The organism is Paenibacillus riograndensis SBR5, assembly GCF_000981585.1.
GTDB classification, from domain to species: Bacteria; Bacillota; Bacilli; order Paenibacillales; family Paenibacillaceae; genus Paenibacillus_AQ; species Paenibacillus_AQ riograndensis.
In genome coordinates this window covers 6,971,876-6,986,558 of sequence record NZ_LN831776.1, presented here as the reverse complement: position 1 = coordinate 6,986,558, position 14,683 = coordinate 6,971,876, and the positions used below count along the sequence as shown (strand labels likewise).

The 14,683-nt window shown below is 54.3% G+C and carries 13 protein-coding genes and 1 pseudogene; 12 read left to right on the top strand and 2 right to left on the bottom strand.

All coding sequences use genetic code 11. From position 1 onward, the window contains the following. Positions 1 to 3: 3 nt before the first annotated feature. A complete protein-coding gene (locus PRIO_RS29370; protein ID WP_020429541.1) occupies positions 4 to 2,340 on the bottom strand; it encodes a helix-turn-helix domain-containing protein in 2,337 nt (778 codons plus the stop codon). A 161-nt stretch (positions 2,341 to 2,501) separates the two neighbouring features. Between PRIO_RS29370 and PRIO_RS29365 the strand changes: the two genes are divergently transcribed. The 8 genes from PRIO_RS29365 (at position 2,502) to PRIO_RS34195 (ending at position 11,120) form a co-directional block, all read left to right on the top strand. After that, positions 2,502 to 3,602, top strand: a complete 1,101-nt coding sequence (locus tag PRIO_RS29365) for an amidohydrolase/deacetylase family metallohydrolase (protein ID WP_020429542.1) — start codon at positions 2,502 to 2,504, stop codon at positions 3,600 to 3,602. Continuing rightward, positions 3,580 to 4,683, top strand: a complete 1,104-nt coding sequence (locus PRIO_RS29360; RefSeq protein ID WP_039789217.1) for a DgaE family pyridoxal phosphate-dependent ammonia lyase — start codon at positions 3,580 to 3,582, stop codon at positions 4,681 to 4,683. The genes PRIO_RS29365 and PRIO_RS29360 overlap by 23 nt, the downstream gene beginning before the upstream one ends. Position 4,684: 1 nt before the next feature. Further along, positions 4,685 to 5,440 (top strand): 2-dehydro-3-deoxy-phosphogluconate aldolase, encoded by a 756-nt coding sequence (gene dagF / locus PRIO_RS29355; RefSeq protein WP_020429544.1) that lies wholly within the window; start codon positions 4,685 to 4,687, stop codon positions 5,438 to 5,440. Then, entirely contained in the window at positions 5,433 to 6,446 is a 1,014-nt protein-coding gene (locus PRIO_RS29350; protein ID WP_046505809.1) for a sugar kinase, read from the top strand. The genes dagF and PRIO_RS29350 overlap by 8 nt, the downstream gene beginning before the upstream one ends. A 10-nt stretch (positions 6,447 to 6,456) precedes the next feature. Further along, on the top strand, positions 6,457 to 7,179 hold the full coding sequence (locus PRIO_RS29345; protein ID WP_020429546.1) for a GntR family transcriptional regulator: 723 nt from the start codon (positions 6,457 to 6,459) through the stop codon (positions 7,177 to 7,179). 832 nt (positions 7,180 to 8,011) lie between these two features. Beyond that, positions 8,012 to 8,170 carry a GNAT family N-acetyltransferase gene (locus tag PRIO_RS36305; protein ID WP_167345680.1) on the top strand — a complete coding sequence of 53 codons (159 nt, stop codon included), beginning with the start codon at positions 8,012 to 8,014 and terminating at the stop codon, positions 8,168 to 8,170. Between the two features lie 196 nt (positions 8,171 to 8,366). Further along, entirely contained in the window at positions 8,367 to 9,659 is a 1,293-nt protein-coding gene (locus tag PRIO_RS29340) for a homocysteine synthase (RefSeq protein ID WP_020429547.1), read from the top strand. Positions 9,660 to 10,064: 405 nt separating this feature from the next. After that, positions 10,065 to 11,120 (top strand): hypothetical protein, encoded by a 1,056-nt coding sequence (locus PRIO_RS34195; RefSeq protein WP_144412141.1) that lies wholly within the window; start codon positions 10,065 to 10,067, stop codon positions 11,118 to 11,120. Positions 11,121 to 11,698: 578 nt separating this feature from the next. Here the strand turns inward: PRIO_RS34195 and PRIO_RS29330 are convergent. Then, positions 11,699 to 12,787, bottom strand: a complete 1,089-nt coding sequence (locus PRIO_RS29330; protein ID WP_046505805.1) for an RNA-guided endonuclease InsQ/TnpB family protein — start codon at positions 12,785 to 12,787, stop codon at positions 11,699 to 11,701. Between the two features lie 114 nt (positions 12,788 to 12,901). Here PRIO_RS29330 and PRIO_RS37550 point away from each other — a divergent pair, with 114 nt between their 5' ends. The 4 genes and pseudogenes from PRIO_RS37550 to PRIO_RS29325 all read left to right on the top strand — a co-directional run. After that, positions 12,902 to 13,099: a helix-turn-helix domain-containing protein gene (locus PRIO_RS37550; protein WP_082118151.1), complete on the top strand. Its 198-nt coding sequence runs from the start codon at positions 12,902 to 12,904 to the stop codon at positions 13,097 to 13,099. A gap of 67 nt (positions 13,100 to 13,166) precedes the next feature. Further along, positions 13,167 to 13,358, top strand: a complete 192-nt coding sequence (locus tag PRIO_RS37115) for a hypothetical protein (protein ID WP_020425988.1) — start codon at positions 13,167 to 13,169, stop codon at positions 13,356 to 13,358. Between the two features lie 18 nt (positions 13,359 to 13,376). Then, the gene (locus tag PRIO_RS37110) at positions 13,377 to 13,655 is read left to right on the top strand and encodes a serine hydrolase domain-containing protein (protein ID WP_020425989.1); all 279 of its coding nucleotides are present in this window, start codon (positions 13,377 to 13,379) and stop codon (positions 13,653 to 13,655) included. 12 nt (positions 13,656 to 13,667) lie between these two features. After that, positions 13,668 to 14,678, top strand: a pseudogene (locus PRIO_RS29325) (serine hydrolase domain-containing protein); the annotation flags it as partial. Positions 14,679 to 14,683 lie beyond the last annotated feature (5 nt).

The window sequence follows — 14,683 nt, the reverse complement described above, 5'->3', positions numbered from 1 at the left end:
AACTTATACCGGTCTTTTCGCCACAGAACGCTTCAAGGAATGGTCCTTGCGGTACTGTCCCGGCGTCAGGCCGGTTTCTTTTTTGAACTTGCGGATGAAATTCGGCGCATCCAGGTAACCCACCTGCTCAATGATTTCCTTGAGGGGCGCACTGGTATTCTCCAGCAGCCGGATCACCTCATCCACACGGCGCTGCCAGATATACTGTGAGAAGTTAGTCCCGGTCTTCTCTTTGAAGCTCCGGCTTAAATAAGAGGTTGAAATGGCAAACTTCAACGCCACATGCTCCAGGCTGAGCGTATAGTCCGCAAACTGCTGGTCCACATAGGCCAGGATATCATCCATCAATGAAGATTCGCCAGTCTCTGTATTCCGCTCCACCTGCCCGCAAATGGCAGCAGCCAGAGACAGAAGCCTGCTTTCCAGCTCCTCAAGGGTCTCGAAGGAGGTCAGCCCCGGCATATCTGCGAACACGCCGTCCATGCCAAGCTCCGAAGCAATGCGCAGAAACGCGTTCAGCAGATCAAAGCAGATGCAGCGCAGCAGATGAATTTGCAGCGGCTCATCCTTGATGGTGTCAATCGTGTCGGCAATCATTTGGACGGCAACGGATTCGTTGCCCTGCTTGAGGCTTTGCTCCAGCTTCAGCATGGATTTGCGCGGAATCCAGAAATTGTCCGCTGCGGGCGCGTTCCGTTCGGCCAGCTGCTCGAAATACGTCACGTATCCGCTGCGGCGGATCATCCGGTGCTCCAGCGCGGCTGCAGCTTCGATAAAAGATTGATTGACCCGCGCCAAGTCCCGGTAAGCCATACCGACACCGATATTGGGCACCAGCTGCGAGTGGTCGCGGATTACGGTCTGGATCGCTTCAACAACCTGCTCCATACGGCTCTGGACAGATCCGGCTTCATGGCCCGGAAGCGAAATAATCAGGGCAAACTGGTCCTTGGCCGAGAATTCGACGCCGAAGATTTGGGCATCAGGACCGGGCAGGCATAGGTTGCTGAGAATTTCCTGCAGCAGATGGCGCTCATGCCAGGGCTTGCCGCCCGGCGCGGCGTCATCCCATGACAGAATAGCCGAAAAATACAGCCCTTGCTCCTGCGGATGCCTGAAGCCTGCACTGAGGATCATCTGCTCGATCTCGGGATCATCCGGCTTGCCGTGCTTGAGCAGCAGCAGCATGCATTGATTGCGGACGAATGGCTCCTGAAGATCAATCCTGGCGCTGTAATCGTGAAGCGTCTGCCGGATCCATTCCCATTCATTGCGGGTCTTGAGCGCGTCATTGCCGCTGCTTCCCAGTCTGGCGAATTCCATCAGGTCCTTGATCGGATGGTACTGACGCTTGGCCAGCAGCAGGGCGGCAGCGATGCCGGTTACCACAGTAATGCAGAAGACAATCAGAATCAGAGTCTGGACATGGGCGACACGGCTGAAGAACTGGTAGCTCGGCATCGTAGTCACATAGGTCCAGCCATTTTCATCCGATTGTACAGACACGACGGAATACTGCTCACCGTCCAGCACCAGATTATGAATACCCGGTTCGAGCGCGGATAACGTGCTCAGCTCCTCCCGGGGCAGGCTCACGCCGTGGCTGTTCGCGGTCAGCACCTCGCCGCCGGCGCCAAAGATATAGCTGCTTCCCGAAAAATCGCTGAGGATGGAATCCATGACTCCGGTAAGCTTCGATTCTTTCATCAGGTACAGGACCGTTCCATAGGGAAACGGATCATTCGGCTTCACCGGAACGAGCATGGCCAGCATGGGTTCCTTCCGGGAATTGACGGTAACGCTTTCAGCAGGGCGCACCAACGGCTGCCGGGTTTCATTCAGGGCTTGCCGTAAATCCTCCGGAGTCCAATGCTCAAACTGATAGAGGGTATCGAAGGTAACATGAAGATCAGCCAGGCCGCGGTAGGAATAAATGTTGGCATCGTCATGAAAATAAAGAAAGAGGTCCTCCACAATGCTGCTGCTGGCTTTGTAGTTCGCCAGCGCTTGAATTGCTTCCAGGCTGTAATAGGGATGCCGGACCATATATGGAGTCAGATGCTTATCATAGGCGATTCTGCCCGAAATTTCCTGGAGTTCAGTCATCCGGGCATCGATGGTGCTTTTTACCTGATTGAGCTGGTTGACGTTGGATTGTTCAATTTCAACACGGAGGCCCTTCACGGCATTCTCATAGACGAAAATAGTCACGCCGGTCAGTGGAATCAGGAACATAAGGATATAGGAAAAGGCGTATTTCAGCAGCAGCTTTGATTTAAAATGATTCCAGTTCAACCGGAATGTGGTGAGCAAGGCTGACTTGGGTGCAAACTTTACCATTAAGCAGTCCCTCCAGTGTTAAAATGTGCGGATTTCTAAATCACTGTTCTCATCTGGATCATACTTGTGCTAATATAAACATTATAACATTATAATCTTTAAGTTGAAGCAGTCTCCGGTTTTAATTTATGAAGCCGGGGATGGAGAAGGAGATGGAACAAGTGGGCACAGAGAATGTGCTGCGCAATTTGCAGCTGGTTGACGGGCGGACGGTTGACATCGCCATCCGGGACGGAATCATCAGCGCCATTACACCGGCAGGCCGGGCTGAAGGAAAGACAATGCTGGACGGCTCCGGGCTGTACGTATCCAGCGGATGGATTGATTTGCATGTACATGCCGTGCCTGAGCTGCATCCTTATGGCGATGACATCGATGAAATTGGTGTCAAACAGGGAGTAACAACAATCGTCGATGCCGGGAGCTGCGGTGCGGACCGGATCGGGGCTTTTTATGCTGGAAGCCTGCTCGCTGCTACCAATGTATTGGCTTTTCTGAATATCTCCCGGATTGGTCTGGAGCGTACGGATGAGCTGTCGCAGCTGGAATGGATTGACCGGGATGAGGCTGTGCAGGCGGCAGCGGCTTATCCTGATTTCATTGTGGGGCTGAAGGCCCGCATAAGTCAAAGTGTCGTCAAAGAAAACGGCATTCAGCCGCTCAAGCAGGCCCGGGCGCTGTCCGGTGAGACGAAGCTTCCGCTGATGGTGCATATCGGCTCCGCTCCGCCGGAAATCTCCGAAGTGCTGGAACTGCTGCAGCCGGGGGATGTTATTACCCATTATCTTAACGGCAAGTCCAATAATTTGTTTCATGCGGACGGCACGCCGCTTCAAGGGCTGCTGGAGGCAGTCGCAAAGGGAGTTCATCTGGATGTGGGTCATGGCACCGCAAGCTTTTCCTTCCGGATTGCCGGGCAGGCCAAGAAGGCGGGCATTCCACTGAATACGATCAGCACGGATATCTACCGGGGGAACCGGCTGAACGGGCCGGTGTACAGCATGTCAAATGTGCTGTCGAAATTTCTCTATCTGGGCTACAGCCTGGAGGAGATTATCCATGCGGTCACCCGGAATGCGGCATTGTGGCTTAAGAGGCCTGAGCTTGCAGGCATCAGTGTAGGACAGCAGGCGAATCTGACACTGTTTGCCCTGGAAGAAGGCCGGAAGGAACTGACGGATTCGGAAGGCGATGTCCGGGTTGCGGACCACTATATTGAGGCTAAAGGAGTTTTTGCAAATGGGTCACTCATTACATGCTAGATATGGTCTGAAACGCGTAATTAACGCCAGCGGGAGAATGAGTATCCTCGGAGTCTCTGCTCCGACGGATACCGTCATGGAGGCGATGAAGCAAGGCGGACAGCAGTATGTGGAAATCGCGGATCTCGTGGATAAATCCGGGGATTATATTGCCCGGCTGCTCGGGTCGGAGGCTGCGGTTGTCGTGAATTCGGCATCCAGCGGCATTGCGCTGTCGGTGGCGGCCATCGTAACCGGCGGTGATCCCCGGCTCAGCCTCCGCCTGCATCAGGAGCCTGTGCTTAAGAATGAAATTATTATGCTGAAGGGCCACAATGTGCAGTACGGTGCTCCTGTGGAAACGATGGTTTTCCTGGGCGGCGGCCGGGTGGTTGAAGCGGGATATGCCAACGAAGGCCGTAAGGAGCATATTGAACAAGCCATCTGTGAACGCACCGCAGCCATACTCTATGTCAAATCCCATCATACCGTCCAAAAAAACATGATTTCCGTGGAAGAGGCCTGGGAGGTTGCCGCGCGCAGCGGAGTTCCGCTGATTGTCGATGCGGCTGCGGAAGAGGATCTGCTTAAATATGTCCAATACTCCGATCTTGCCATCTACAGCGGCTCCAAAGCCATTGAAGGCCCGACCTCGGGAATCGTTGCCGGCAAACGAAAATATGTCGAATGGGTAAAGGTACAGCTGCACGGGATCGGCCGCAGCATGAAAGTCGGCAAAGAGACCACCTTCGGGCTGCTCCAGGCGCTGGAGGAATACCAGGACAAGCCTGACAACAGTGAAGTGGAGAAAAAAGCGCTTGAGGCGCTTCAGCCGCTGGGCACACTACACGGAGTTTCGGTCCGCATCGTGCAGGATGAAGCGGGCAGAGCCATATTCCGGGGACGCATCCAGATCGATGCCGCCGCTGCGGGAGTGGATGCCAAAACCGTTAATGACCAGCTGCGCGAGGGCGAAATTGCAGTGTACACACGGGACTATGGAGTGAAGCAGGGATATTTCGATATCGATCCCCGGTCTTTGCAAGGGGATGATCTTCAGGTAATCATAGACAGAATACATGAAATTGTGGAGGGCAAATAGAATGAGTCAAATTCAGCAGCGTTTGTACAGGAACAGAGCCGCACTTAATGTGCTGGCAGGCAGTATGGAGAATGCCAGAGACGTCTTTGCGGCTGCGGAAGGGCATGTCCTGGTTGGCGTACTCTCCAAAAATTACGCCACCGCAGAGGAAGCGGCCGCTGCCATGACCGCATACGGCCAGGACATTCAGGATGCCGTATCCATCGGCCTGGGAGCCGGTGACAACCGCCAGGCGGCGGTTGTGGCGGAGATTGCGAAGAGCTATCCGGGAAGCCATATCAACCAGGTATTTCCGGCAGTAGGGGCAACCCGCGCCAATCTCGGAGCCTGGGACAGCTGGATCAACAGCCTGGTTTCTCCCTGCGGGCAGGCGGGTTTTGTGAACATATCAACCGGTCCTGTCAGCTCGGGGATAACACCGCAGGCCATTGTTCCCGTGGAGGCCGCCATTGCCCTGGTGCGGGATATGGGCGGCAATGCGCTCAAGTATTTTCCCATGCAGGGCTTGAAGCTGGAGGAGGAGTACCGTGCCGTCGCTACAGCCTGCGGAGAAGCCGGGTTTGCCCTGGAGCCGACAGGCGGCATCGATATGGACAATTTCGGGCCGATTCTGGAAATTGCCCTTCAGGCAGGGGTGCCGCAGGTCATTCCGCATGTCTATTCCTCCATTATTGATGCCGGCACAGGCCATACGAACGTGCAGGATGTCCGCAGATTGCTTGGTATCATGAAATCGCTGGTGGACCAATATGCCTAGGATTGCTGCTTTTGGCGAAGTGATGATGCGGCTGCAGGTGCCGGGCTATGAAACGCTGGTTCAGAGCAGCAGGCTGGAGTACTCTTTTTCCGGGACCGGGGTTAATGTTACGGCCGCGCTGGCCAGATACGGTCATAACGGAGCCATCATTACGACTCTGCCGGAGACTCCGCTTGGCGATGCGGCTGTCGCTTATCTGCGCAAGCTGGGGATCGATACGTCTCTGGTCAGCCGGGGCGGCAAACATCTGGGGATGTATTTTCTCGAAAATGGCTTCGGCGTCCGTCCCGGCAGGGTCACCTATACAGACCGGCTGGGGAGCAGCTTCAACACCGCAGCGGAGAGCAATTATGATATGGCTGCTCTGGCTTCCCGTGTAGATGTCCTTCATTTGTGCGGCATCACGCTGGCTATGAATGATGAAGTGCGCAGGCAGATGAAGCGGCTCGCTGCGGAGGTGAAAAGCGCGGGTGGCAAAGTCGTCTTTGACTGCAACTACCGCCCGTCGCTCTGGGGGCCGGACGGCTATGCCCTTGCCCGCCCGCATTATGAAGAGCTGCTGCAGCTGGCGGATACCGTGATGATGAATGAGCAGGATGCGCGGTTTATTCTTGGCATCGGAACGGGAGAATATGATAGAATAACACAGTTGAAGCATGCCATTCCCGAAGTGGTGAAGCGCTTCGGCATCGGAACAGCAGCGGGAACCCACCGCGAGATTAACGATAACAATACGCATTCTTTAACCGGATATATTTATCATCAAGGCAGGTTCGAGTTTTCCCGGAAGCTGGCCTTTCCCGTGCTTGACCGGATCGGCGCCGGAGATGCTTTTGCCAGTGCCGTCATCCATGGGGAATTGCAGCAGTACCCGCCGCAGCAAACGGTCAATATGGCAGCGGCGGCGGCGATGCTGGCCCATACCATTGTAGGAGATACTACGCTTTTTACAGAGGGTGAGGTGCTCCGGGCGCTGTCGGAACATACCTTAGATGTTGAAAGGTAGTGAACGGCCCGTGTCCCTGAAACGCAAGCAAGGTCCTTTATATCAACAGATCCAAAAAATCCTCAAAGACCGGATTCTGCACGGCATCTATCCGCTGGGCAGCATCATTCCTTCCGAGCCGCTGCTCGAAAAGGAATTCGGGGTCAGCAAGATGACAGTCCGCGGCGCGGTCCAGGAGCTGGCCCAGGAAGGTTATGTGCAGAAACGAAGCGGCATCGGCACGATAGTTACCCGCAATACTTCTTATCAAAAGCTCTCCAAGGGCAAGAGATTTACGGAGCTGCTGGTCGAGGAAGGCCATAGGCTCGAAAAAAGGCTGCTGTCCTCCAAGCTCATTGCGAATGCTGCCGGGACGGAGGAATTCAACCGGTATGGACCCTACTGCCAGCGGATCGAACGTCTCTATATTCTGAACGGACAGCCGTATATTCATCTGATGCACTTCCTGACTGCCGCTGCGCTGCCAGATGGTGGAGCCAAGGAGATGAGCACGGATATTCAATCGCTCTATGACTCTCTGGAGGAGAACAACATCGTGCTGGAGAATTTTAAAGACCGCTTCTTTGTGGAGCCGGCTGCTGCCGAAGTCTGTCTGCTGCTGGAGCTGCCTCCGGGCACACATGTGCTCAAGCGCCTGCGCAACTCCTACGACGGGGAAGGCCGGCTGATAGAACACAGCATTGGCAGCTATAATACCGCGCTTCATCATTATCTGGTCAGTTACGATGCCTGAAGCCGGCTTTGAACCGTATAACTAAACTTTTGAGGGACAATCGTTCCTGTCAGCATGAGGAATAATCGTTCCTGTTAGCATAAGGGGCAATTGTTCCTGTCAGCCCCCCCCCGCCGTTCGCGGCGGGGGCCTTTTGTGTGTGGAAATTAGCAGATAACGTTCGCTGATACGTAAGCGGGTGTGGGGAATGCGTGGGATATGGTGAAATGAGAGGTAAAAGTGCTTTTGAATTCGGCGGATGCGGGCTACATGGATAGCGTCAAGGGGTTGGTGTAGAAGAGTAATGTATCTTCCCAGGATTTTGTTAGCGGGTTAAGTGGAAAAAATACCACTAATTGGGTCAGTTACCCTGCGCTCTGCAGGTTAAGTGGAAAAAGTATCACTATTCTAGCTCATTTCGCTCTCTGTAGGGGAATATGACCTGATTAAGTTTCCTTTTTCCACTTAAACCCTCATAATCGCTGTTTTCGGAGAAATTAAGTGTCCTTTTTCCAATTAGCTATTCTACATACATGATGCGGGCAGAGGATAAGGCACCTTTGAATTCGTCACATGCAGGCAAGTTGGCGGGATGAGAGAGAAAAGTATCTTGGAATGAGTTAAAATGGGGTTACGAAGCCGAGGATATTAGCCAATTTCACATCATGACCCTGGCTCCGCCGGGGGATTCGATAAGCAGAGCGGGCAGCTTGCGGGAACCAGCGGATACCATTGCTGGAGGGCATGTCCACCGGGCAAGGCGGAAATTGGTTGTGATTTCTCCAGAGCGTTCCGGGGCATGGGGTTGATGACCGAAACGCTAATTCCTGTAATCTAAATTGGCGCTGATCATATGGGGCTTGAAATTATCGAAGCTACGGTTGACCCCGGGAATGAGAAATCCATTCGACTGCTGGCTGCGTTAGGGTTCTGTAGAGCGGAAGAACTGGTGGACAATCTGGTATACTTTTATTTACGGCGGGAGAGATTTGCAGGAGCCAGTGAAGGTTAGGAGAGACTTTCAAATCCATTCATGCAAGCGGTTTCTTCAGTGCGGAATTAGTCTGATCGACGGTTTTATCTGAGATAATAAATCACATTGGATTAATGAGAATTTTTTCTTCCCAAATAACATGGTTTGTGAGAGAATAGGTACAATTCTTAGTTGTTAAAGCTTACCATTACACATTTAAAGGGAGGAAAACCCATTGTCAGAAGACCGCAAGCTGTCCTTTGAAACGTTAGCCGTGCATGCAGGCCAGGAGATTGATCCAACTACCTTCGCACGTGCAGTGCCGCTGTACCAGACCACTTCCTATGGATTCCGTGACGCCGAGCATGCGGCCAATTTGTTTGGGTTGAAGGAATTCGGCAATATTTATACGCGTCTTATGAATCCGACCACCGATGTGTTTGAGCAGCGGCTTGCCGCGCTTGAAGGCGGAGCGGGTGCGCTTGCGACAGCTTCCGGGGCAGCGGCGATCTCTTTTTCTGTGCTCAATATTGCCGGGGCCGGAGATGAAATAGTCTCTTCAGCAAGTTTGTATGGCGGCACTTATAATCTGTTCTCTACAACACTTCCCAAGCTGGGAGTTAAGGTGCATTTTGTGGACTCCGACAACCCGGAGAACTTCCGCAGTGCGATCACGGACAAGACGAAGGCGATTTATGCCGAAACGATCGGCAATCCGCAGGGGAATGTACTGGATATCGAAGCCGTGGCGGCGATCGCCCATGAGCACGGAATCCCGCTGATTGTAGATAATACGTTCCCGAGTCCGTACTTGCTGCGTCCGATTGAATTTGGGGCGGACATCGTTGTCCATTCAGCCACCAAATTCATTGGCGGGCACGGCACGTCAATCGGTGGCGTGATTGTGGACAGCGGCAAGTTCGATTGGAAAGCGAGCGGCAAATTCCCCGGCCTGACTGAGCCGGACCCTAGCTACCACGGTCTGGTCTACACGGAGGCAGTCGGTCCGATTGCCTATATCATCAAAGCACGGGTGCAATTGCTGCGTGACTTAGGCGCATCGATATCACCGTTCAACTCCTGGCTGCTGCTGCAAGGGCTTGAGACTCTGCACCTGAGACTGGAGCGCCACAGCCAGAATGCGCTAAAGGTGGCTCAGTATTTAGAGCAGCATGAAGCTGTAGAGTGGGTAAGCTATGCCGGGTTGCCGAGTCATCCATCCCATAAGCTGGCCCAGAAGTATCTGCCTAAAGGACAAGGGGCAATTCTCACCTTTGGGATCAAGGGTGGAGCGGCTAACGGTGTTAAACTGATTGAGAACGTAAAGCTGTTCTCCCACCTGGCTAATGTCGGCGATTCCAAATCGCTGATTATCCATCCGGCAAGCACCACGCATCAGCAGCTATCGGATGCGGAGCAGATTACAGCGGGAGTAACCCCGGAATTGATCCGGCTCTCCATCGGCACGGAAGCCATCGACGATATTCTCTATGATCTGGAGCAGGCTATCGCGGCCAGCCAACAGTAGTTAATACAGATATACAGCATACAGGATTACATTTGATGTTCCCGTTTTTTTACAAAGCCTGGTTCTCAGCGCCCACGGGTGACTGGGATTCAGCACCTCATGCAGGCCACTGCCCACATACGCAACCGTTCACCGGAAGAAGAGCGGCGTATTTGCACAGTGGCCTTTTTGCTTATCTGCAATACTAACTCATATCACTTGCCTTGTAAGCATATGCCTAAAAAGGGGGAGCGGCGGCAGAACGTCATTGTTCTCCTGGTTTGGTGCCCCTGATTAATTGGTAACGCTTGCATATTTTGCTTAGGGTTCCCGTATTTATAAGATGAGTGTAATCCCATGCCGGCGGCAGCATCAAGCCAAGAGATCACCGGCAGTAATCCAAAGCTAAAAAAGGTGGGTGCGGAGATGAAGGGTGAACGTGAGCAGGATCAAAACCGGAATAAGAATGAGCGCCCGTTCAAGTATCTTGCCGGGGACCGGACCATTGGGGTGGAGATGAGCCAATCGGCGACAGTGGCTTCTGCGGCTGCGGAGTTTCTTGCTGAAGGGGAACGCGCAAGTATAAGGGAGCCGCTGAACCGTGCTTATGTCAGACGTCCGGGGGAACGTCCGGCTTTTCTGGTGCTGCGGGATGGGCGCGAGGAGCGGCCGGCCCTGCGGGAGGATGCCGGAGCCATGCCGGCAGGCCCCTGTCTGATCCGCAGCGGCGAATGGCTGCTTGCCCCTGAGGTGAACGGGCTCTATGCCAGCTGGCTGTTCAGCGAGACTGCGGCGCAGGAGGAGCGGATTCTGCAACGGATCTACTACCGGCTGCGCGCATCGGCTGCCGCGCTCCTGGATTCGGCGGACGGTCTCTGGGCCGCCGTCATGCTGCCCTTCATGCCGGAGCTGGCCGATCAGCCGGCCAGGCTGGCTGCGCTGCAGGATGCGCAGCTTGAAGCGCTGTTCGCGGCGGTCGCGGAGCGCCAGCGCCTGGGCGGCGACTGCCGCGTGGACCTGCTGGCGCCGTATCCCGCCAGCGCAGCCGAATTCGCGGCGCAGCGCGAATTCATCGAGGGCGTGGCCGAGCAGACCCTCGGCCACGCTTACGCGGCGGCGTGCCGCATCGGGGCGGTGATCCTGCCCGATGTGGAGCGCGCCGCCGCCGGGGAAATCGCGCGCATCGCCGATTTCCTGGTGCTGGACGGCGCGGCGGGCGAAGCCGCGCCGGAAGACGCCGCCGGAGGCTTCGCCAAGGCGGCGGAGGAGATCCTGGCCGCCGCGCGCAGCGTGAAGCCGGCGGCGGCACTGCTCGCCGCCGGGGCACCGGCGGCGTACGCGCTGGCCGATCTGTACCGGATCGGCCTTAGCGGGATCTTTTGCAGCGCGGGCCAGAGGACCGAGGCGCTGCTGCGGGCAGCCTGCCTGACGTGGATCGCCCGGCAGGATCATGCGGATACAGCCGCCGGAGGAAGGCTGTAACCGTCCCGCGTTCGTCCGTGTGATACCCGTCCGAACGGATCGTTCAGCACAAGACTCGTTGCTCCTGCAGGTCAGTGCTGAAGCCTTGCATAAAGGCAAAACCCGATTTCTCCTGCCGTCAGGATGCAGGGGAATCGGGTTTCTTGTTGTTTTGGAAATTTGCCCGATGTATAGAGGACGGATCATCCGAAAATAAACATATAAGTAAGCCCGATGCTTCACACTAACCTAACTTAGTCAGCCCTGGCACGGGAATGCGAGAGAGCTGAGGAATTATATCGAGCGGCTTGTGGTTACGGAATATTTGGGGATTAGCCAAGAGGAAGAGGATCAGATTGCGGATTGGTTTGCCATCGACCACTTCATAGATAAGAATAAACATCACCTGTCTGCTCTGAAAGACTTCACTGCAGTAGCAGAGGGACGTTATAGTGAATACTCCCACCGCCTATAGAGGCGGGGGCTTCTTGTTTCGACGATCGCTGCCTTTTTGTAGAAAGGTCTTACATGATCTCCACAAGCGTTCGATGCAGTATGCATCCCGTTCGGGGCAAACCCTCCCTACGGCGATCGATCCATCATGCACTAATTTTCAAAGCCCGCTGCAAAATGACCTTAGCGGATACGATGTCTCGGTCCTGCACCCATCCGCATCTTTTGCATTCATGAAGCCGAATAGCCAACGTTTTCGGCACATCCGCGCCGCATATACAGGTCTGCGATGTGCCGTGGGCAGGCACTTGTACGAATCGCTTCCCCTGTCTTTCCGCTTTATACGACAGATACGTCATGAACTTTCGCCATCCGGCATCCGCGATGCTTTTGGACAGCCGGCGATTTCGGAGCATGTTTTTCACTTTCAATTGCTCCACCGCGATCAGATCATGCTTCATGACGATGCGGTACGATTGTTTATGCAAAAAATCGTTGCGCTGCCGCGCGACTTTCTGGTGGATTTTCGCGACCTTCCGTTTGGCTTTCTGCCGATTGCAGGAACCGCGTTGTTTGCGGGATAGCCGCCGCTGGGCGCGTCTGAGCCGCTTCTCCGCTCTTCGCAGATGCCGCGGGTTGTCCACTTTCGTCTCGTCAGACAGCGCCGCAAACATGCGCAGCCCTACGTCGATGCCCACGGCCGCATCCACCGACTGGCCTGCTTCCACGGCCGCCAGCTTCACGCCTATATTTGCCATCCACCCGTCTGCATATCGTTTTACATTGATTTGGGTCACGTTTGCCCGGTCGAATGGACGGTGTGCATGCATGCGGACCCAGCCGATTTTGGACAAATAGACGGATCCCTCGTGGGCCAATGTCTTGGCTACCGCACCAGGCTGGGGGTATGTAAAAGAGAGATATCGGTCGGCCGACTTGTAATGGGGAAACCCCGCCTCCCCGCGAAAGAATCGCTGATAGGCATCATCCAGCCGTCGCAGGCAATCCTGCAGCACTTGCGAATGAACGGCTTTATATTCGGGGAATTCCTTCTTGAAAGCGGGCAATTCGTCCTGCTGCATGGCATAGGTGACGGGTTTACCCTCCTGAGTGTAGGCGGTATCTCGTTGCTCCTTAGCCCGATTGTACAACTTCTGGCACAACCTCAACGTTCGAATCATGAGTTGCTCCTGTTTGGGAGTTGGATAGAGGCGAAACTGATAAGTGATTTGCACGAAAGGTCACCACCTTAATCGGATCATATGTTCCTATTATATCACACAAACATCCAACATCTATCCTCTTATTGGAAAAAGATAGGATGATTTTGACGCCCAAGGGCACACACAATAGAAAATGCATTTAGGCTTCGCCTAACCGAGTTTCATCCCCTACCTGCAGAGGAAGGGGACTTCTCTCAGAAGGCCGTTAAAAAAGTGCTGAAGGATTGTTATGGAAACGGTACAGAAGCGGCCAAGAAATTAAGTGTGGACCGGTCGGTTATTTACAGAAAGCTGAAGAAAATGGAAGAAGTGCTCCGGAATTAAATGAACACATTTCCATAAAATGCCGTAGAAACATCTATGCCTGTTATTTCAATGGAAATGGAGTGGAATGAAGTTGTTAATGTTGCACAACCGTTCTGCCTTTTGGACGAGGACAGTGCTTGCCGCTGCCCTGATTCTGACTCTGGCGTCCCCGGCGGTACAAGCGTCTGCCGTTCCTCCCGCATCTGCATCTCCGGCAGCTGTTGCCGCACAAGCCAAGCCGCTGACGACGGAGAATGCCGCAGCATTCCTCAAGTAATTCTTTAGCTCGGAAGAGGTGAAAGCGCAGCTTGCCGGTGCGGTTGTCATTGTGGTTAAGGATGGCAAGACGGTGATTGAAGAAGGTTTCGGCTACGCGGACAAGGCTGCCAAAACAGCGGTTGACCCGGATGAAACGGTCTTCCGCATGGCCTCGGTATCCAAAACCTTCACTGCCGCTGCCGTCATGCAGCTGGTAGAGCAAGGCAAAATCGATTTGAAAGCGGATTTCCAGACCTATACCGGAGTATCAATTGAGGATTATGTGCTGCGGAATATGCCGCCGGTTGTCCCGTGACCGGGCACTTCCTACATGTATGACAACTTCGCCTCACTGCTGCTTGGTCTGGTGGTAGAGAAGGCCAGCGGCGAGCCCTATGAGGATTACATGGAGAAGCATGTGTTTGCCCCGCTGAATATGGATTCAAGCGGCTTCCTGCTGGAAGGCAAGCTGAAAGAAGATCTTGCTACCGCTTATGGTGCTACCGGCAAGGCGCTTGATCTGTATACAGTAACTCCGACTGTTATGCCGCATGGAGGCATGCTGTCTACTGCCGACGACATCGGCAAGTTCATGACGGCTTTTCTGAACGGGGGCGTTGCGGGGAATAGCCGCATTCTGTCTGAACGTACAGTAGATTCCATGGAGGAGTACCGTTCCTCCATCCACCCTTTGCTGCCGAATACCACCTACGGCTTCGAAGCACCTATTCAGCTTACCGGTGCGGGCAGCAGCTCCAGGATTATCACCAAAGCAGGCGATTTAATCGGCTTCAGCACTTATATGTTCCTGATCCCGGAGCAGAACACCGGGGTGTTCATTGCCTATAATCAGCGGAGCGCACTGCGGGAGCTGTTCTACCCGGCGTTCATCCAGACATTCTTCCCGCAATATGCCGCACCGGCGAAGCTGGACGCCTCCCAGCCGCTGAGCGCTGAAGCTCTGGAGGCGTTCACAGGCTACTATGCAGATCTCCGTCTCAAGAGCCTGGTCTCTACAGTTGCTGTACAAGAGGGTGCACTTACCATTAGCGATGCCTTGCTGGGCATCCGCCAGCTGCGCCAGGTAGACGATAATCTGTTCATTGATGAGCTTACCAGGAAATTTACCGGCTTTGAATTGACGCCGGGCGGACAAGGAGCTTATCTGAAAGAGCCGTACCTTAATCCTTACAGCTATGAGAAGAAGGGTCCGGACGGTGCCGGTTATGCCGATGTCACTGCAAGCCATCCTTATGCTGCCCCGGTTATGATGCTGCAATCGCTGGGCTATCTGCCGAATGATGCGGCGCTCAGCTTTCAGCCTGAGGCGGGAATTATACGTGC

Bases quoted from the DNA above. Each gene is read 5' to 3' on its own strand.
- PRIO_RS29370 (WP_020429541.1), bottom strand. From the start codon at position 2,340: ATGGTAAAGTTTGCACCCAAGTCAGCCTTGCTCACCACATTCCGGTTG.
- PRIO_RS29360 (WP_039789217.1), top strand. From the start codon at position 3,580: ATGGGTCACTCATTACATGCTAGATATGGTCTGAAACGCGTAATTAAC.
- dagF (WP_020429544.1), top strand. From the start codon at position 4,685: ATGAGTCAAATTCAGCAGCGTTTGTACAGGAACAGAGCCGCACTTAAT.
- PRIO_RS29350 (WP_046505809.1), top strand. From the start codon at position 5,433: ATGCCTAGGATTGCTGCTTTTGGCGAAGTGATGATGCGGCTGCAGGTG.
- PRIO_RS36305 (WP_167345680.1), top strand. From the start codon at position 8,012: ATGGGGCTTGAAATTATCGAAGCTACGGTTGACCCCGGGAATGAGAAA.
- PRIO_RS34195 (WP_144412141.1), top strand. From the start codon at position 10,065: ATGAAGGGTGAACGTGAGCAGGATCAAAACCGGAATAAGAATGAGCGC.
- PRIO_RS37115 (WP_020425988.1), top strand. From the start codon at position 13,167: ATGAAGTTGTTAATGTTGCACAACCGTTCTGCCTTTTGGACGAGGACA.